Raw genomic sequence first — 18,048 nt, forward strand, 5'->3', positions numbered from 1 at the left:
AACCGTGCAACTGCTGTCAAAGGAGGCGGCGGCGCCTCCCCGAGGCCTGCCCGCCCTTCGTCACTTCGCCTGGGAGTAGTCGTCGACGACGGCGACCGTCAACGGGAACCGCACCGGGGCGTCGCCGAAGAGCATGCGACCGGCCGCCGCCGCGGCCTCGACGACGAGGACGGCGACCTCGTCGGCCGCGTCCGCCGGCGCGTGGACGACGACCTCGTCGTGCAGGAAGAACGTGAGGTGCGGCGCGTCGTCGCCACGCTCGCCCCAGCGGCGGTGCAGCGACTGGCGCAGCGCGCCCATCCAGCACAGCGCCCACTCGGCCGCGGTGCCCTGCACGACGAAGTTGCGCGTGAACCGCCCCCAGGAGCGCGCGTCGCGCCCCACCTCTGCCCGGGGCATCTCGGGCGGCAGGTCGCCCCGCGCGGCGTCGGCGGGCGACGGCGACGTGCGGCCCAGCAGCGTGCGCACCACCCCGCCCTGCTCGCCCGTGCGGGCGGCCTCTTCGACGAGCGCCATCGCCTGCGGGAACCGACGGGCCAGCCGGGGCACGAGACGACCGCTCTCGCCCTGCGTCGCCCCGTACATGGCGCCCAGCATGGCGACCTTGGCCTCGGCCCGCGTCGCGACGGCGCCGCTCGCGACGATCCCCTCGTACAGGTCGCCCTCGCCGGCGGCCGCCATGGCGCGGTCGCCGGACAGCCCGGTGAGGATGCGCGGCTCGAGCTGGGAGGCGTCGGCCACGACCAGCTTCCAGCCCGGGTCGGCGACGACGGCGGCCCGCACCGCGCGGGGCAGCTGCAGGGCACCGCCGCCGCTGGTCGCCCAGCGGCCCGTGACGCTGCCGGCGGGGACGTAGTCGGGGCGGAACCGGCCGTCGCGAACCCAGGCGTCGAGCCAGGCCCAGCCGTTCGCGACCAGCAGCCGCTGGCGCTTCTTGTACCGCAGCAGGGGCTCGACAACGGGGTGCTCGTGCCGCTGCAGCTCCCACTTGCTCGTCGACGTGACGAAGACCCCCGCCGAGTTGAGGGCCCGCACGAGCTCGGCGGGCGAGTCGGGGTTGAGGTCGGGCGCGTCGAGCAGGCCGCGGACCTCGTCGACGTCCTCGCGCATGCGGGCCGGACGCTCGCCGACCGGCGGGCGGGGGCCCAGCGCCTGCGCGAGCAGGTGGTCGTGCACGTCGGCGGACCACGGCACGCCGCGGTGCCGCATCTCGACCGCGATCAGCGCGCCCGTCGACTCCGCCGTCGTGAGCAGCTCGAGCCGGGCCCGCTCGGGGCTCGCCTCGATCGCGGCCCGCTGGCGCAGGAACTCGGCCCCCGGGTCGGGCAGCGACTCCGGCAGCACGTCGAAGAGGCCGTCACGCGGACCGTCCGCCCCCTGGGGGACGTCCCACGGGCCGGCGGGCGCCCCGTGCAGCTCGGAGCCGCCCGTCGACACGGCGGCCCGCAGCAGGGCGTGACAAAGCCGCAGGTCGACGCAGCGCGCCACGCGCACGCCCGCCTCGAGGAGGCGCGGGTACCACCGCGGGGTGTCGTCCCAGACCCAGCGGGGCCCGGACGCGCCCTCGGGGCCCGACTCGCGCCTCCGGACGGCCTCGACCAGGTCGGCGTCGCGGACGACCTCGCTCGCGACCACGGCCGGCAGGTGCTCGGGCCCCGGCCGTGACCAGGTCGTCAGCTCTACGTCGCCGTCGGGGAGGCGACGGACGAGCAGGAACATCCGTCGATCATCTCACCGACGACCGACGACCGACGCCGGTCCCCCGGCGGCCGCCCCTCAGTGGAGCAGGGCGCCCGTCGCGTCGAGCACGTTCTTCTCGCCGGCCTCGACGGGCACGGCGAGGCGGTTCTGCGGCGGCGGGATCGGGCAGTTGAACGCGTACGAGAACGCGCAGGGCGGCAGCACCGCCTGGTTGAAGTCGAGCACGATCGTGCCGTCGTCGCCCGGGGTCGGGAACAGGAACCGGCCGACCGAGTACGTGCTGTCACCGTTCGTGGCGTCGCCGAAGACGAGCTGGAGGCGGTCGCCGATGCCGCTCGGGAACGCCGCCAGCTCGTAGTCGGTGCCGTCGCGGGAGAAGCGGATGAGGCCCGGCAGGGGCTTCGGCCGGCTCAGGTCGAGGTCGGCCTGGTGGCGGACGTCCAGCTGGGCGCCCTCCTCGGTCGGGACGAAGTCGGCCGTGACCACCCAGCCCGGGTCGTGCTCGAAGGCGTCGATCGACCCGAAGCGCCGGATGCCCTCGGAGTCGGCGTCCCAGACGCGCAGGCCCCAGCTCGTGCGGTCGTCGTTGGCGATGACCGTGCCCGTGAGGGTCTCCGAGAAACGGACGGCACCCGGGGTCACCGCGTCGTCCCCGGCCACGAGGACGCTGCCGTCGACCAGCTCGCCGTCCACCGAGACGCCGTCCGCGGCCGCCGCGGTGACCATGAGGCCCGCGAGGCCGTCCGGGGCGGGCGCCCAGGTGCCGGGGACTCCCCAGACCGGCTGGGCGGAGTCGACCCACTGGGTGTTGACGAGCGCGAGCGGGCCGCGGGCGCTCACGGCGCGGGCGCGTCGGGCGTCGTGGAACCGGGCGAGCTCGTCGGCGGGGCGGCGGGTGTCGGTCATGGGGCCTCCTCGGGGTGCCTGCGGGTCGAGGCCCGGGGCCCGTCCATCATCTCCCTCCCGACGTCGCGACCGCCCGGGCCACGGGCCGGAGTGCGCATCCCGCTCCCCCGGGCCGTGCCGCTCGGTCGTGCCGCACCCGGTGCTCAGACGCCGTCGTCGGCGGCGAGGCGTCCGAGCTGCTCCTCGAACGAGACCACGTCGGCGAACGGGTCGCGCCGCGAGGTGCTGCGCAGAGCGACGAGGGCGGCGAACTCGTCGGCCGCCCGTGTCACGCGCTCGGGCAGCCCGGTCGTCGTGGCGTCCCCGGCGCCCCAGTCCTCGGCTGCGGCGAAGACGCCGGTCGGCACGACGACGGCGCGCAGGTACGAGAACAGCGGTCGCAGCTCGTGGTCGAGCACGAGCGAGTGCCGAGCCGTCCCCGCCGTGGCGCCGACCAGCACGGGCGTGCCCGTGAGGGCCGTGTTGTCGAGCACGTCGAAGAACGACTTGAACAGCCCGCTGTAGGAGGCGGTGAAGACCGGCGTCACGGCGATGACGCCGTCCGCCGACCCGACCGCCTCGAGCACGTCGGTCAGGGCCTCGGACGAGAAGCCGGTCAGCAGGGCGTCGGTGACGTCGTGGGCGAGGTCGCGCAGCTCGACGACGCGGAACTCGGCGGGCGTCCCGCCCTCGAGCAGCGCGCGGGCGCTCGCCTCGGCGAGACGGTCCGCGAGGAGTCGGGTGGAGGAGGGCTGACCCAGCCCTGCGGAGAGGACGACGACGGTCTTGGTGCTCACGGCGCGCCTCCTACAGGCTCGGGACGGACGCGGCGTCGGCCGTGACCGACGACGTGACGGACGAGGAGGCGGCGGCCACCAGGGACGCGTGCGTCGGCGCGTCGGGCACGCCCGCGGCGCGGCGCGACGCGAACTCGCGACGCAGCACCGGCACGACCTCCTCGCCGAGGATGTCGAGCTGGTCCAGGACGGTCTGCAGGGGCAGGCCGGCGTGGTCGATGAGGAACAGCTGGCGCTGGTAGTCGCCGACGTAGTCGCGGAAGCCGAGCGTGCGGTCGATGACCTCCTGCGGGCTGCCGACCGTGAGCGGCGTCTGGCTCGTGAAGTCCTCCATGCTCGGCCCGTGGCCGTAGACCGGGGCCTCGTCGAAGTAGGGGCGGAACGCGCGCTTGGCGTCCTGCGAGTTCTTCGCGAGGAACACCTGGCCGCCCAGCCCGACGATCGCCTGGTCGGCGCGGCCGTGGCCGTGGTGCTCGAAGCGGCTGCGGTAGAGCTCGACCATCTGCTTCGTGTGCGACGCAGGCCAGAAGATGTGGTTGGCGAAGAAGCCGTCGCCGTAGTACGCGGCCTGCTCGGCGATCTCGGGGCTGCGGATCGAGCCGTGCCAGACGAACGGCGCGACGCCGTCGAGCGGCCGGGGCGTGGCGGTGAAGCCCTGGAGGGGCGTGCGGAAGTGGCCCTTCCAGTCGACGACGTCCTCGTCCCAGAGGCGGCGCAGCAGCGCGTAGTTCTCGATGGCGAGGTTGATGCCCTGGCGGATGTCCTTGCCGAACCACGGGTAGACGGGACCGGTGTTGCCCCGGCCGAGCGTGAGGTCGACCCGGCCGTCGGCGAGGTGCTGCAGCATGGCGTAGTCCTCGGCGATCTTCACCGGGTCGTTCGTCGTGATGAGCGTCGTGGCCGTGCTCAGCTGGATGCGCTCGGTCGTCGCCGCGATCGTCGCGAGCAGGGTGGTCGGGCTGGAGTTCACGAAGGGCGGGTTGTGGTGCTCGCCGGCCGCGAAGACGTCGAGGCCGACCTCCTCGACCTTCTGGGCGATGGTCACCATCGCCTTGATGCGCTCGTGCTCGGTCGGCACCCGGCCGGTGGTCGGGTCGGCCGTGATGTCGCCGACGGAGAAGACTCCGAACTGCATGGTCTCACCTCAGATCTAGTTCATGCGTCTGCATGTAGTTGGGTGAACGACCTGCGGGGCGGATCCATTCCCGCCCGTCCTGAGGACGACCGTGCCGCGATCGGCGGGACGGGTTCAGCGAGGAGCGATCGGCGGCGCGAGCCGCAGGAACCGCTCGGCCACCTGCGCGCTCGCGACCGGGCCGTCGCCGTCGCGGTCGAGCTGCGGCGAGTCGAACTCGACCCACCAGGTCCGGGCGGAGCCCCCGATCGCCGAGACGCCCTGCCAGGCCGAGCCGCCCGCGCGGAGCACCACGCCGGTGGGGCCCCAGGGCCAGGGCGACGTCGGGTCCTCGTCGGAGTCGAGGACGTAGACCTGCGCGCCGACGCCCATCCGGGACTCGGCGCCGACGATGCCGGGCAGGTCGTCGCGGTCGTCGTCGCGGCCGCCGCCGGCGGCGCTGTCGCCGTCAGGGGCGTCGCCGCCGGGACGGGGGTTCCGCGTGAAGAACATGCGCACATCGTGCCAGACGGCGCTCGGCCCCTGCTGGGGACCGCGCCGCTGGGCCGGCCCGGGTCGGACCGCGTCGGCCGGGTGGCCGGGTCGGCCGGGCAGGCCTGGTCGGCCGTAGGGCGGACGGGACTTGAACCCGTGACCGATCGATTATGAGTCGACTGCTCTAACCGGCTGAGCTACCGCCCCGTGTCGCCCGACCGGCGCCCGGAGGCAGGGTCAGGAGGCGACGTCGGTGGTCGGAGCCACCGGCTGCCCACGATACAGGCCCTCGAAGACGTTGAGGGTGCGCTCGATGTCGTGCCCCTCGATCATGCGGAGGCTGACCCGCCGCATGGCCCGGTACTCGTCGTCGCCGGCCGCGAAGACCCGGGTGAGCTTCTCGGCGAGGTCGGCGCTGTCGCCCGGGCGGAACAGCCACCCGTTGCGCCCCTCGTCGACCAGGTGCGGCAGGGCCATGGCGTCGGCGGCCACGAGCGGCAGGCCCGAGGCCATCGCCTCGAGGCTCGCGATGCTCTGCAGCTCGGCGATGGACGGCATCGCGAAGACCGTCGCGTCGGTGAGGGTGCGGCGCAGCTCGACGTCCGAGAGGTAGCCCGCGAAGGTGACGCGGCCGGCGAGGCCCAGGTCGACGCTGAGCTGCTGCAGCTGGCGCATCAGGTCGCCGCCGCCGACGATCGTCAGGGTGCTCTCCCACGACGGGTCGATCATGGTCATCGCCCGCAGCAGCACGTCGATCTGCTTCTCGGCCGTCACGCGGCCGACGAACACGATGCGGTTGCCGGCCGGCCGGTCGTCCCGGGCCGAGTAGTTCGACGCCTGGATGCCGCAGGAGACCGCGAGCACCCCCTCGACGTCGATCGCCTTCTCGAGGAACCTCGCGGCCGACTCGGTCGGCGTCGTCATCGACTCGACCCGGTGGTAGGTGCGGCTGGCGTCGGCCCAGGCCATCTTGACCGCGGTGGCGCGCAGCGCGTGCGGCAGCCCCGTGTGCTCGAGCAGGTTCTCGGGCATGAAGTGGTTCGTCGCCACGGCCCGGATGCCGAGCTCGTTCGCGACCCGGACGACGGCGCGGCCGATCACGATGTGCGACTGGATGTGCACGACGTCGGGGCGGATCTGCCGGATCACCCGCTCCGCGTTCGCCTCGGCCCGCCAGGGCGTCGCGAAGCGCAGCCAGTCGTGCAGCGGCCACCGGGTCGAGTAGAGACGGTGCACCGTCAGCGTCACGCCCGCGTGCTGCTCGAGGAACGTGCCGTGCTTGCGGCTCGCCGCGGGCGCCAGCACGTGCACGTCGTGGCCGCGGGCGGCCATGCCGACGGCGAGCCGCTCGGCGAAGTTCGCGGCGCCGTTGACGTCGGGCGGGAAGGTGTCGGCCGCGATCAGCACGGTGAGGCGCGGGGCGTCCGCCCAGGCTGCGGTGTCGCTCGGGTCCGTCGGTCCGTCGGCGTCGGTCACTGGGTCTGTCCTTGTCGTGAGGGAGGGGCGGGCCGCGGGGGCCGGTGGTGCGGAGCGGGGCCGACCGGACAGCGGGGTCCGTGCGCCTCGCGACGACCACCGTAGCTCAGGAGACCCGCTTCTTCTGCGGCTGGTGCTTGGCGAGCTGGAACACGCCCGTCACGGCGACGGCCCCGGCGGCGAGGAACGCCACGACCGCCAGGGGCGGGGCCGTGGCGGCCTCGCCCAGCACGACGATGCCGATCGTGACGGCCACGATGGGGTCGACGACGGTGAGCCCCGCGATGACGAGGTCGGGCGACCCGGACGAGTAGGCGTTCTGCACGAAGTAGCCGCCGAGCACCGCCGCCGAGACGAGCATGACGATGCAGACCACCTCGAGCCAGTCGAACGTGCCCGAGGTGATGCGGTTCAGGACCACCTTGGCGAGCGTCGCGACGAACCCGTAGAGCGCGCCGGCGCCGATGACGTAGAAGAGCACGCTCCGCCGGTGGCGCAGCAGCGCGAAGGCCACCCCGAGCACCGCCCCCACGACGAGGAGGAGCACCAGCACGGTCACGAGCTGCCGGGTGCTGATGGGGGTCTCGGTCGCCGCGAAGGCCGCGACCGTGGCGAAGAGGCCGATGCCGCCGACGCACAGGGCGATCGCCCGCTTCACCTTGCCGCTGAGCCGCTGGCCCGTCACCCGGGCGTTGACGACCGCGGTGACGACGAGCGCCACCGCGCCCAGGGGCTGGACGACGAGCAGCGGCGCGATGTTGAGGCTGGTGAGCTGGAACACGACGGCCAGCCCGAGGAGGAGCGTGCCGGCCACCCACGACGGCCGACCTGCCAGCGCCAGCACCTGGCGCACGCTCATGCCCCGGTGGGCCGAGCCGAGCCGACGCTCGACCTTCTCGACGCCCCGGCTCTGCAGCTGCGCGCCGATCGAGAGGAACACCGCGCCGACGAGGGCGATGGGGATGCCGAGCGCCTGGTACGGGGTCAACGACACCTGGGCGGTCAGGTCCCCGAGGTCAGCGCTCACGGTGACACGGTAGCGGCAGCCCGCTGGATAGTCTGGGCGAATGGCCGTACGACCCATCACCATCACGGGGGAACCCGTCCTCCACCGCCCCGCCGCCGAGGTCACCGCCGTCGACGACGACCTTCGAGCCCTCGTCGCCGACATGTTCGAGACGATGGACGCCGCCCCGGGCGTCGGTCTCGCCGCCCCCCAGGTCGGCGTCGGGCTGCGGCTCTTCGTCTACTCGTGGGTCGACGACGAGGGCGAGTCCTGGCGGGGCGTGGCGATCAACCCCCAGCTGTGGCAGAGCCCCCTCGGCACCGAGCCCCTCGACGAGGACGACGAGTCGGAGGGCTGCCTCTCGATCCCGGGTGAACGATTCCCCCTGCGCCGGGCCGAGCACGCCCTGCTCCAGGCGACCGACCTCGACGGCGTCGACTACGAGATCGAGGCCCACGGCTGGCTGGCGCGGATCTTCCAGCACGAGTACGACCACCTCGACGGCGTCCTCTACGCCGACCGACTCGAGCACCCGCTGTACAAGGCGGCCGCGAAGAGCGTCAAGCGCTCGGGCTGGGGCGTCGCCGGCAAGACCTGGCTGCCGGGGGTCGACCACCTCGACGACTGACGCGGGCGGGGCCGGCCGGCCGGCCGATCGACCGACGGACAGAGAAAAGGCCCAGCGGGTGGAGCCGCTGGGCCTTCGCTCCCCGAGTTGGACTCGAACCAACAACCTGCCGGTTAACAGCCGGCTGCTCTGCCAATTGAGCTATCGAGGAATGGCAACTGCCCGGGACCGGAGTCCCTGACAGCGGACACAACTCTAGCGCATGTCACGGCCCTCCCCGAACACGAGGTGCCCGCCGGGCGCGTCGCGCGCCGTGAGCACGTGTGACGGTGCAGCCGGTCAGTACCCGGCGGCGGGGTCGACGACGCCGACGAAGTGGCCGTCGCCCGCGAGGGCGCGCACGTTGTGCCGGATGCGCTCCGCGAGCAGGGGGGCCGTCATCTCGGGCGTGTCCGCCTGGTGCGGCGTGACGACGACCCGCGGGTCCCGCCAGAGGGGGTGCCCGTCGGGCAGCGGCTCCGGGTCGGTGACGTCGAGGCCGACCCCCCAGAGCCGCTCTTCGCGGACGGCGTCCACGAGCGCGTCGGTGTCGACGAGGCTGCCCCGGGCGACGTTGACGACGACCGCACGCCTCGGCAGGAGCGCGAGACGCCGCGCGTCGAGCAGACGTGCCGTGCCCGGCGTCGCGGCCGCGGCGACCACGACGACGTCGGCGTCGGGGAGCACCTCGTCGAGCCTGTCGACGGTGACGGTGCGGTCGACGCCCGGCACGGGCTCGTCGGTGCGGCGCACGACGGTCACGCGCACGTCGAAGGGTGCCAGCAGCCGGACGAGCTCGCGGGCGATGCCCCCGGCGCCCACGACGACAACGTGTCGCCCGTACAGCGAGATGCCGCGCTGCTCGGTCTGCCACGAGGTCGCGAGCACCCGTGACGGCAGCACGCGCAGCAGCGACAGCAGCAGCACGAGCGCGTGCTCGGCGACGGGCTCGGCGTACGCGCCCTTCGCGCTCGTCCAGAGCGGGAGATCGCGACCCCGGTGCCGGTCGAGGACGCCCGCGAACGCGTCGACGCCGGCCCAGGGCAGCTGCACCCACTCGATGCCGGGGTGCGCCTCGAGGGCGGCCTCCAGGCCGGCCACGTCGCGGTACGACAGCCAGATGAGCCCCCGCGTCTCGTCGCCGAGCGGCACGAGCCGCCCGCCGGCCTGCTCGACGGCCTCGGCGAACACGGCCGAGCTGCGCGGGCCCAGGCTGACGGCGCCCGGGCGGGGGCGGCGCTCCGGGGGCAGGTCGACGGCCTCCGTCGCCGATCCCCGGTGGCCTCGCGCGCCTCCTGCGGTCACGGCCGGCGCTCCTCCGGCCGGATGATGTCGATGGGCGTGGTCGTCGACAGCACCTTGACGTAGGGGTCGACGCCGTCGCGGAGCACCTGGTCGATCTGGCCCAGGCCGACGAGGCGCCCGCCGCGCATGACGGCGACCCGGTCGGTGATGGCCCGCGCCTCGGAGACGCTCGACGTGACGACCAGGGCCGAGAACTGGCGGTCGGCGTGCAGGTTCTTGATGACGTCGAGCACCGCCTGCCGCACGAGGACGTCGACGCCGCGCGCCGGCTCGTCGGCCACGAGGAGGCGCGGCTCCAGCACGAGGGACCGCGCCAGGGCCACCCGCTGCCGCTGCCCCGAGCTGAGCTCCCAGGTCTGCTTGAGCATCGTGCCGAGCGGCAGGTGGACCGCGTCGACCAGGGCGGTGACGAGACGCCCCGCCTCGCGACGGTCGAAGTGCCGGTCGCGCAGGTAGATGGGCTCGGCGATGGCCTCGCCCACGGTGAGGTCGGGGCTGAGGGACTCGCCGTCGTCCTGGGCGAGGTACCCCACCACGGACGACAGCCGGCCGCGCCCGCGGGCCGAGGCGCGCGTGAGGTCGAGCCCGAAGACCCGGGCCGCTCCCCCGCTGATCTGCGGGCGCCCCTCGGGCGGACGGCCCTTGCCGACGAGCCCGGCCAGGGCCAGCGCCAGCGTGGACTTGCCCGAGCCGCTCTCGCCCAGCACGGCGATGATCTCGCCGGCCCGGACGTCGAGGGTGACCCCGTCGACGGCCCGCAGCGCCGGGTGGCCGGCTCGTGCCGGATAGGTCAGCGACAGGTCGTCGGTGACGACGGGGCGGTCGAGATCGAGGTCGGGGCTCACCCGGTCACGCTACCTCGCCCGCCGCGGCGCGCGCGTCGAGCTCGGCCAGACGACGGCGACGGGCCGCCTGCTCGGCCGGGTCGGGCACGGGCAGCGACGCGAGCAGCCGCTGCGTGTACGGGTGCTCCGGCGCGCCGAGCACCTGGTCGTTCGGGCCGTTCTCGACGAGGTCGCCGTGGTACAGCACGCCGATGCGGTCGGCCAGCATGTTCACGACGGCGAGGTCGTGGCTGATGAACAGCGCCGCGAAGCCGAGGTCGGTCTGCAGCTCGCGGAACAGCTCGAGCACCCGCGCCTGCACCGAGACGTCGAGCGCGCTCGTCGGCTCGTCGGCGATGAGCAGGGTCGGCTCGAGGGCCAGCGAACGAGCCAGGCTCGCACGCTGACGCTGACCGCCGCTGAGCTCGTGGGGATAGCGGTCGCCGAACGCCTTCGGCAGCTGGACGGCCTCCATCAGCTCGTCGACCCGTCCGCGAGCGGCGCGGGCGTCCCCGGCCCGACCGTGCACGATCAGGGGCTCCGCGACGCACTCGGCGATCGTGAGCAGCGGGTTGAAGCTCGACGCCGGGTCCTGGAACACGAAGCCGATGTCGGCGCGCAGCGGCTTGAAGTCCCGCTCGTGCACGCCGTTCATCTCGACGCCGAGCACCTCGAGCGAGCCGCCCGTGACCCTCGTCAGGCCCGCGATCGCGCGGCCGATGGTGGTCTTGCCCGACCCGCTCTCGCCGACGAGGCCGAGCACCTCGCCCTTGGCGATCGAGAAGTCGACGCCCTTGACGGCGCGGAACCCGCCGCGGCCGAGACGGCCGGGGTACTCGATCTCGAGCCCCGAGGCCCGGACGACGACGTCGCGGTCGGCCTCGACGGCCTGGACCTGGGCACCCCGCGGCTCGAGCACGGGCACGCTGCCGAGCAGCCGCTTCGTGTAGTCGTCCTGGGGCGCCGCGAAGAGCGCCGCGGAGGGCGCCTGCTCGACGACCTCGCCCTGGTACATGACGGCCACCCGGTCGGCGAGGTCGGCCACGACGCCCATGTTGTGCGTGATGAGCACGATGGCCGTGCCGAACTCGTCCCGGCAGCGACGCAGCAGGTCGAGGATCTCGGCCTGGACGGTGACGTCGAGGGCGGTGGTCGGCTCGTCGGCCACGATCACCGACGGGTTGAGCACGAGCGCCATGGCGATGACGACGCGCTGCTTCTGCCCGCCCGAGAACTGGTGCGGGTAGTAGTCGACGCGGGTCTCGGGATCGGGGATGCCCACCTTCCGCAGGATGTCGACGGCCCTGGCCCGCGCCTCCTTGCGTCCGATCTTGCCGTGCGCCCGGATGCCCTCCGCGATCTGCCAGCCCACCGTGTAGACGGGGTTGAGGGCGGTCGAGGGCTCCTGGAACACCATGGCGACCTCGGTGCCGCGCAGCTCGCGGACGGCCCCGCGGCCGATCTCGAGCACGTTCTGGCCCGAGAGCACGACCGCGCCCGTGGCGACGGCCGTCTCGGGCAGGAGGCGCAGGATCGTCTTCGCCGTGACGGACTTGCCGCTGCCGGACTCGCCGACGATGGCGAGGACCTCGCCCGCCCGGACGTCGAGCGTGACGCCGCGGACGGCCGGGACGTCGCCGCCGTCGGTCGCGAAGGTCACGCGCAGGTCGGTGATGCCGACGGCCACGTCGCGCTCGTCGCGCGGCACGTCGTGCGCCGCGTGGCGGACGGGGGACGCGCCCTGGTCCATGGGTCCTGCGGTCATGCTGTCGCCTCCTGCGGGTCGACGGGGGTTGTCGCCGTCGTGGTCGTCGTGCTGCCGGCGCCGCGACGGCCGGCCTTGCTGCGTCCGGCACGTCGACGCGTGCGGAGGCGCGGGTCGGCCAGGTCGTTCAGGCTCTCGCCGACGAGGGTGATGCCGAGCACCATGAGCACGATGGCCGCGCCGGGGAACACTCCCGTCCACCAGATGCCGCTCGCCGTGTCGCTGAGCGCCCGGTTCAGGTCGTAGCCCCACTCGGCGGCCGACGTCGGGCCGATGCCGAAGCCGAGGAACCCGAGGGCCGCCAGCGTCAGGATCGCCTCGGAGGCGTTCAGGGTGAGGATGAGGGGCAGGCTGCGCGTCGCGTTGCGGAGCACGTGCTTGAACATGATGCGGGGCGTGCTGCTGCCGACGACCTTGGCGGACTCGACGAACGCCTCGGACTTCAGCCGCACGGCCTCCGCGCGCACCACCCGGAAGTACTGCGGCACGAACACGACCGTGATCGAGATGCCGGCCGAGAGGATTCCGCCCCAGAGGCTCGACTGCCCGCCGCTGATCACGATCGAGACGACGATCGCGAGCAGCAGCGACGGGAACGCGTAGACGGCGTCGGCGACGACGACGAGCACGCGGTCGACCCAGCCGCCGAGGTAGCCCGAGACGAGCCCGAGCACGACGCCGATCGCGATCGAGAGCACGACCGCGACGACCACGACGGAGATGGCCGTGCGGGTGCCCCAGACGACACGGCTGAACACGTCGTAGCCGCCGACCGTGGTGCCCCAGAGGTGCTCGGCCGACGGCGCGGCCTGGCGGGCGAAGGTGCCGTCGTCGTCGCTGAGCTGGCCGTAGCCGTACGGGGCGATGAGCGGCGCGAAGACCGCGAGCACGACGAACGCGACGCAGATGACGATGCCGGCGACGAGCATGCCGCGCTGCAGGCCGACGGACCGGCGCACGTGGGCGATGATCGGCAGGCGCTTCCACAGGGGCTCGTGGCGGTCGGACAGGACGCCGGAGGTGGTGGTCGACACGGTCAGTACCTCACTCTCGGGTCGATGAGGGCCGCGATGACGTCGACCAGGAAGTTCGTGACGGCGACGATGACGGCGAGCACGGCGACGATGCCCTGCACGGCGACGAAGTCGCGCGCCGACAGGTACTGCTGCAGCTGGAAGCCGAGGCCGCGCCAGCCGAAGGTGGTCTCGGTCAGCACCGAGCCGCCGAGCAGCATGGCGATCTGCAGGCCCATCACCGTGATGATCGGGATGAGCGCGGGCTTCAGCGCGTGCTTGCGGACGAGCCGCAGCTCGGAGACGCCGCGCGACCGGGCCGCGTCGACGTACTCGCTGCCGAGCGTGCCGATGACGTTGGTGCGCACGAGGCGGAGGAAGATGCCCGCCGTCAGGAGGCCCAGTGTCAGGGCCGGCAGCACGGCGTGGCTGAGCACGTCGAGCGTGATGGTCGAGTTGCCGAGCCGGAGCGCGTCGAGGATGTAGATGCCCGTCGGGTTCTCGATGCGCCCGAGGGCGATCGCGATGCGGGTGTCGGCCCGGCCGCTGAGCGGCAGCCAGCCCAGCCAGACCGAGAAGGTCAGCTTGAGCAGCAGGCCCGCGAAGAACACGGGGGTGGCGTAGGCGAAGATCGCGAGGATGCGGAGCACCGCGTCGGGCCAGCGGTCGCGCACGTAGGCGGCGAGCATGCCGAGCGGGATGCCGATGACGAGGGCGACGATCAGCGCGTAGAAGACGAGCTCGAGCGTCGCGGCGCCGTACGTGACGATGATGTCGCTGATCTCGCGGTTGTCGGTCGCCGTCGTGCCGAAGTCGAGGCGCACGATCTGCCCGAGGTACTCGAGGTACTGGACGATGATCGGGCGGTCGTAGCCGGCCGCGGCGAGGCGCTCGGCGAGCTGCGCCTCCGTGAGGCGGTCGCCCACCGACGCCGTGATCGGGTTGCCGACCACGCGCATCAGGAAGAACACCAACGTGACGAGGATGAACACGGTGGGGATGATGAGCAGGGCCCGGACGACCAGGTAGCGACCGAGCCCGCCGCCGCCGCCGGAGCGTCGTCGTCGGGGGGCTGCCGGGGCGGGCGGCTCGGGGGCGATCTGGTCGCCGGTGAGCACTGTCACGTCGATGTGCCTTTCTGGGTGGTGCGAGGAGCGGACACGAGGAGGTGCCCCGCCCGTGGGCGGAGCACCCCTCGTCGTGCCGCGTGGCGGCGGTCGGGCCGACTAGCGGCTGAGCGCCCCGTAGCGGAACTTGAACGACGGGTCGAGCGTGTCGTCGACGCCCTGGACGTCGCTGGCCGAGACCACGATCTGCGTGCCCTGGAGCAGCGGCAGCGTCGGCAGGTCGGCCGCGACGGCGTCCTGGATCTGGCCGATCAGCGCGGTGCGCGCCGTCTCGTCGTCCTCGGCGATCTCCTGCGACAGGAGGGCCTGGACGGCCGCCGAGTCGTAGTGGTTGCCGACGAAGTTGTCCTTCACGAAGAACGGCGACAGGTAGTTGTCGGCGTCCGAGAAGTCGGGGAACCAGCCCAGCTGGTACACCGGGTAGGCGTCCTGACGGCGCTCGGTCGAGTAGGTGTCCCACAGGGTCGACTGCAGGTTGACCGTGAACAGGCCGGACGCCTCGAGCTGCGTCTTGATGAGGGCGTACTCCTCGTCGCTCGACGCGCCGTAGTGGTCGGGGCTGTACTGCAGGTCGATCTGCACGGGCACGCTGACGCCGGCGCTCGACAGGGTCGAGGTGGCCGCGTCGACGTCCGGGCCGCCCTCGCCGTCGCCGTAGAGCGACTCGAGCGGCTTGGTCGCACCGGTCAGGCCGTCGGGCACGACCGAGTAGAGGGGCGTGTAGGTGTCGTTGTAGACCTCCTTGGCGAGGGCCTCACGGTCGACGACGCCGGCCACGGCCTGGCGCACGGCGAGGGCCTTGGCCGCGTCGGCGTCGGGCTGGGTCGCGCCGTGGGGCATCGTGTCGAAGTTGAACACCATGTAGCGGGTCTCGCCGCCGGGGCCGTTGTGCACCGTCAGCGAGTCGTCCTTCGCCAGGTCGGCGAGGTCGGTGGGGCTCAGGCTGCGGTTCGCGACGTCGACGTCGCCCTCCTGCACGGCGAGCTTGAGGTCGGTCTCCTCCGTGTAGTACGTGGCGGTGACCGAGTCGGTCTTCGCCGCGCCGAGCACGCCGTCGTACGCGTCGTTGGCCGCGTACTGGATCGACTCGTTCTCGGAGTAGTCGGTGATCGTGTACTGGCCCGAGAAGGCGTTGCCCGAGACGATGTCGTCGGGCGAGGTCAGGCTCGTCGCCGAGAAGACGTCCTCGTCGACGATGGGGCCGGCCGGGCTCGAGAGGATCTGCGGCCAGGTCTGGTCGGCGCCCTTGAGCGTGAAGACGACCGTCTTGTCGTCGGGGGCCTCGGTGCTGGCCAGGTTGCCGAGCAGCGACGAGGGGCCGTTGTCGTCGGCGATCGCCAGCTGGCGGTCGAAGGTGAACTTGACGTCGCTCGAGGTGAGCGCGTTGCCGTTCGCGAACGTCAGCCCGTCCTTCAGCGTGACCGTGTACGTGGTCGGGTCGGTGAACTCGGCCGACTCGGCGAGGTCGGGCTCGACGTCCGGGCTGCCGTAGGGCGAGTTCATGAGGAACCCGAAGACCTGGTTCTGCACCGCGAACGAGCCGTTGTCGTACGACCCGGCGGGGTCGAGCGAGGTGATGACGTCGGTGGTGCCGACGCTGATGCCGTTGAGCGCGTCGTCGGCCGCGTCGCCGCCGGACGCGCAGCCGGCCAGGACGAGAGCCGTCGCGGCTGCTCCCCCCATGACGGCGAGGACGCGTCGGTTGAGCCTGGAGTCGGATGTCATTCCGGTTGCCTCTTTCTCTGTGTGCAGGGACCCCGAGGCCGCAGCTGTGGGTGCGACAGTGCACGGGGGTAGCTATTGGTAACACACAGACGCCGCTCAGTCGCAGCTGAGACGGCATCGTTTACAAAGTCGCAACGAAGTTTGCCACCTGGTCGTCGACCGTCCCGGCCCGCCGGGGCCCGCCCGGTCACTCGGCCGTCAGGGCCCGCCGCTCGGCCTCGAGCTCGGCCAGTCGCACCTGGATCTCGCGCCACGTGTCGGGATCGGTCTTGACGTCCGTGCGGAACGACCGGCCCATGACCTCGTTCTTCTCCCGGATGAGGTCGCGCTCGACGATCGACACGACGATGCCGCGGCAGTAGGTCGTGATGTCGCGGTCGGGGCGCTCGGGGATCGGGGCGACCGCGAGCTCCTTCGCGAGCCCGTCGAACGGCGACGGGGTCTGGCCGAGCACGACGTCGAGCCACGCGGCGTCGCCGAACCGGTCGAGGCTCGCCCCGATGGCGTCGCGGACGACGGCGAGCGACGACGTCTCGAGGCGGGCCTGCACGGCCCGGCGCAGCAGGTCGAAGCCGACCGCGTCGGGGTGCTGCAGCATCGCCATGACGGCGTCCCGCTCGGTTCGCGTCGTGAGGTCGGCCGGCAGCGTCATCAGGCTCGGCCCGGCCGGCTCCTCCGGCAGCGGGGGCAGGCTCGTGATCGACTGGCGGCCCTCGGACGCGTTGGCCGGCAGGGCCCGCGGCGCCGCCGCCACGGCCGAGGAGGCGCGCCTCGCGTCGTCGACGGCGGTCGCGACCTCGGACGGGTCGAGCCCCAGCCAGCCCGCGACGCTGCGCACGTAGCCCTGGGTCGTCGAGCGGTCGCGGATGCCCGCCACGACGGGTGCCGCCGCGCGCAGGGCGCCGACCCGCCCCTCCACGGTCTCGAGGTCGTAGGCGTCGAGCACCCGCTTGATCATGAACTCGAACATGGGGCGCTTCGTGTCGACCAGGCGCCGCACCGCGTCGTCGCCGCGGTTGAGCCGCAGGTCGCACGGGTCGAGGCCGTCGGGCGCGACGGCGACGAAGGTCTGCGCCGAGAAGCGGCCCTCCTCGGCGAAGGCCCGCGACGCCGCCCGCTGCCCGGCCTCGTCCGGGTCGAAGGTGAAGACGACCTCGCCGCCGGTGGACGTGTCGGCTCCCCCGACGTCGCCCAGCATGGGCCGCAGCAGCTTGATGTGGTCGACCCCGAACGACGTGCCGCAGGTCGCGACCGCCGTCGTCACCCCTGCGAGGTGGCACGCCATGACGTCGGTGTAGCCCTCGACGATGACGACCTGCTTGCCCTTGGCGATGTCCCGCCGGGCGAGGTCGAGGCCGTAGAGCACCTGCGACTTGTGGTAGATCGGCGTCTCGGGGGTGTTGAGGTACTTCGGCCCCTTGTCGTCGTCGAGCAGTCGTCGCGCGCCGAAGCCGATGGTGGAGCCCGTCACGTCGCGGATGGGCCAGACGAGCCGGCCGCGGAACCGGTCGTAGGGGCTGCGGTCGCCCTGGCTGAGCAGCCCCGCCGTCACCAGCTCGTCGTCGGTGAACCCGGCGGTCTTGAGGTGCGAGCGCAGGGCGTCGAACGACTTGGGCGCGAAGCCCACGCCGAAGCGCTGCGCCGCGGCGGGGTCGAAGCCCCGCTCGCCGAGGAACCGTCGCGCGGGCTCGGCGTCGGCCGCCGTGAGGTGCTCGACGAAGAACTCTCGGGCCGCCTCGTTCGCTGCGATGAGCCGGGCCCGGCCGCCGTGGTCGCTCGCCTGCCCGCCGTCCTCGTAGCGGAGGGTGAAGCCGATGCGGCCCGCAAGCCGTTCCACCGCCTCCTGGAAGGTCGTGTGGTCGGTCTTCATGACGAAGCTGTAGACGTCGCCGTCCTCGCCACAGCCGAAGCAGTGGTACCGGCCGACCTGGGGCCGCACGTGGAAGCTGGGGCTGCGCTCGTCGTGGAACGGGCAGAGGCCCTTCAGCGAGCCGACGCCGGCGCCCTTGAGCGTCACGTGGTCGCCGACGACGTCGGCGATGTTCGTGCGCGACCGCACCTCGTCGATGTCGTCGCGTCTGATCAGGCCGGGCACGGCACGATCCTAGGTCGGGCCCCCGACAGGGCGCCCCGACCGAGCGAACGGGCTGGACGCGGGCTGCGGCTCAGGCGCCGGCTCCGGCTCGGGCGCCAGCCCCGGCTCCGGCG

Annotated in this window: 15 protein-coding genes and 2 tRNA genes; 1 reads left to right on the forward strand and 16 read right to left on the reverse strand. The window is 73.0% G+C overall.

The genetic code is table 11. From position 1 onward, the window contains the following. Positions 1–60 precede the first annotated feature (60 nt). The 8 genes from FHR78_RS01585 to FHR78_RS01620 form a co-directional block, all read right to left on the reverse strand. A complete protein-coding gene (locus FHR78_RS01585; protein WP_166758765.1) occupies positions 61–1,719 on the reverse strand; it encodes a bifunctional 3'-5' exonuclease/DNA polymerase in 1,659 nt (552 codons plus the stop codon). Positions 1,720–1,776: 57 nt separating this feature from the next. Further along, positions 1,777–2,607 (reverse strand): DUF1684 domain-containing protein, encoded by an 831-nt coding sequence (locus FHR78_RS01590; protein ID WP_166758766.1) that lies wholly within the window; start codon positions 2,605–2,607, stop codon positions 1,777–1,779. A 143-nt stretch (positions 2,608–2,750) separates the two neighbouring features. After that, entirely contained in the window at positions 2,751–3,383 is a 633-nt protein-coding gene (locus tag FHR78_RS01595; RefSeq protein WP_166758767.1) for a CE1759 family FMN reductase, read from the reverse strand. Positions 3,384–3,393: 10 nt separating this feature from the next. Next, positions 3,394–4,518: an LLM class flavin-dependent oxidoreductase gene (locus tag FHR78_RS01600; RefSeq protein ID WP_166758768.1), complete on the reverse strand. Its 1,125-nt coding sequence runs from the start codon at positions 4,516–4,518 to the stop codon at positions 3,394–3,396. A 114-nt stretch (positions 4,519–4,632) separates the two neighbouring features. Further along, positions 4,633–5,010: a hypothetical protein gene (locus tag FHR78_RS01605; protein WP_166758769.1), complete on the reverse strand. Its 378-nt coding sequence runs from the start codon at positions 5,008–5,010 to the stop codon at positions 4,633–4,635. A 115-nt stretch (positions 5,011–5,125) separates the two neighbouring features. Then, positions 5,126–5,199, reverse strand: a tRNA-Ile gene (locus tag FHR78_RS01610). A gap of 30 nt (positions 5,200–5,229) precedes the next feature. After that, positions 5,230–6,468, reverse strand: coding sequence for a glycosyltransferase (locus FHR78_RS01615; protein ID WP_347878000.1), 1,239 nt, complete (start codon positions 6,466–6,468; stop codon positions 5,230–5,232). A 106-nt stretch (positions 6,469–6,574) separates the two neighbouring features. Further along, on the reverse strand, positions 6,575–7,495 hold the full coding sequence (locus FHR78_RS01620; RefSeq protein WP_347878001.1) for a DMT family transporter: 921 nt from the start codon (positions 7,493–7,495) through the stop codon (positions 6,575–6,577). Positions 7,496–7,535: 40 nt separating this feature from the next. On the opposite strand from FHR78_RS01620, the gene def reads away from it, so the two are divergent. Then, complete coding sequence (def, locus tag FHR78_RS01625) at positions 7,536–8,102, forward strand: peptide deformylase (RefSeq protein ID WP_166758771.1); 567 nt, start codon at positions 7,536–7,538, stop codon at positions 8,100–8,102. 78 nt (positions 8,103–8,180) lie between these two features. Here def and FHR78_RS01630 read toward each other — a convergent pair. The 8 genes from FHR78_RS01630 to dnaG form a co-directional block, all read right to left on the reverse strand. Then, positions 8,181–8,253: transfer RNA gene (locus FHR78_RS01630), tRNA-Asn, on the reverse strand. A gap of 128 nt (positions 8,254–8,381) precedes the next feature. Continuing rightward, a complete protein-coding gene (locus FHR78_RS01635; protein WP_347878002.1) occupies positions 8,382–9,386 on the reverse strand; it encodes an NAD(P)-dependent oxidoreductase in 1,005 nt (334 codons plus the stop codon). Beyond that, entirely contained in the window at positions 9,383–10,231 is an 849-nt protein-coding gene (locus tag FHR78_RS01640; RefSeq protein WP_166758772.1) for an ATP-binding cassette domain-containing protein, read from the reverse strand. Before FHR78_RS01640 ends, FHR78_RS01635 begins: the two co-directional genes overlap by 4 nt. A gap of 4 nt (positions 10,232–10,235) precedes the next feature. Next, positions 10,236–11,975 (reverse strand): ABC transporter ATP-binding protein, encoded by a 1,740-nt coding sequence (locus tag FHR78_RS01645; RefSeq protein WP_166758773.1) that lies wholly within the window; start codon positions 11,973–11,975, stop codon positions 10,236–10,238. Beyond that, a complete protein-coding gene (locus FHR78_RS01650; protein WP_166758774.1) occupies positions 11,972–13,009 on the reverse strand; it encodes an ABC transporter permease subunit in 1,038 nt (345 codons plus the stop codon). The genes FHR78_RS01645 and FHR78_RS01650 overlap by 4 nt, the downstream gene beginning before the upstream one ends. A gap of 2 nt (positions 13,010–13,011) precedes the next feature. After that, the gene (locus FHR78_RS01655) at positions 13,012–14,088 is read right to left on the reverse strand and encodes an ABC transporter permease (protein ID WP_347878082.1); all 1,077 of its coding nucleotides are present in this window, start codon (positions 14,086–14,088) and stop codon (positions 13,012–13,014) included. Between the two features lie 126 nt (positions 14,089–14,214). Continuing rightward, positions 14,215–15,840, reverse strand: a complete 1,626-nt coding sequence (locus FHR78_RS01660) for an ABC transporter substrate-binding protein (protein ID WP_166758775.1) — start codon at positions 15,838–15,840, stop codon at positions 14,215–14,217. A gap of 187 nt (positions 15,841–16,027) precedes the next feature. After that, positions 16,028–17,935, reverse strand: coding sequence for a DNA primase (gene dnaG / locus FHR78_RS01665; RefSeq protein WP_166758776.1), 1,908 nt, complete (start codon positions 17,933–17,935; stop codon positions 16,028–16,030). Positions 17,936–18,048: the final 113 nt, after the last annotated feature.

It is taken from the genome of Frigoribacterium faeni (genome assembly GCF_011761235.1).
Classification (GTDB): Bacteria; Actinomycetota; Actinomycetes; order Actinomycetales; family Microbacteriaceae; genus Frigoribacterium; species Frigoribacterium faeni_A.

What these genes read in the sequence shown, in the direction of transcription:
- def (WP_166758771.1), top strand. Translation starts at nt 7,536, where the DNA reads ATGGCCGTACGACCCATCACCATCACGGGGGAACCCGTCCTCCACCGC.
- FHR78_RS01585 (WP_166758765.1), bottom strand. Translation starts at nt 1,719, where the DNA reads ATGTTCCTGCTCGTCCGTCGCCTCCCCGACGGCGACGTAGAGCTGACG.
- FHR78_RS01660 (WP_166758775.1), bottom strand. Translation starts at nt 15,840, where the DNA reads ATGACATCCGACTCCAGGCTCAACCGACGCGTCCTCGCCGTCATGGGG.
- FHR78_RS01645 (WP_166758773.1), bottom strand. Translation starts at nt 11,975, where the DNA reads ATGACCGCAGGACCCATGGACCAGGGCGCGTCCCCCGTCCGCCACGCG.
- FHR78_RS01590 (WP_166758766.1), bottom strand. Translation starts at nt 2,607, where the DNA reads ATGACCGACACCCGCCGCCCCGCCGACGAGCTCGCCCGGTTCCACGAC.
- FHR78_RS01600 (WP_166758768.1), bottom strand. Translation starts at nt 4,518, where the DNA reads ATGCAGTTCGGAGTCTTCTCCGTCGGCGACATCACGGCCGACCCGACC.
- FHR78_RS01605 (WP_166758769.1), bottom strand. Translation starts at nt 5,010, where the DNA reads ATGTTCTTCACGCGGAACCCCCGTCCCGGCGGCGACGCCCCTGACGGC.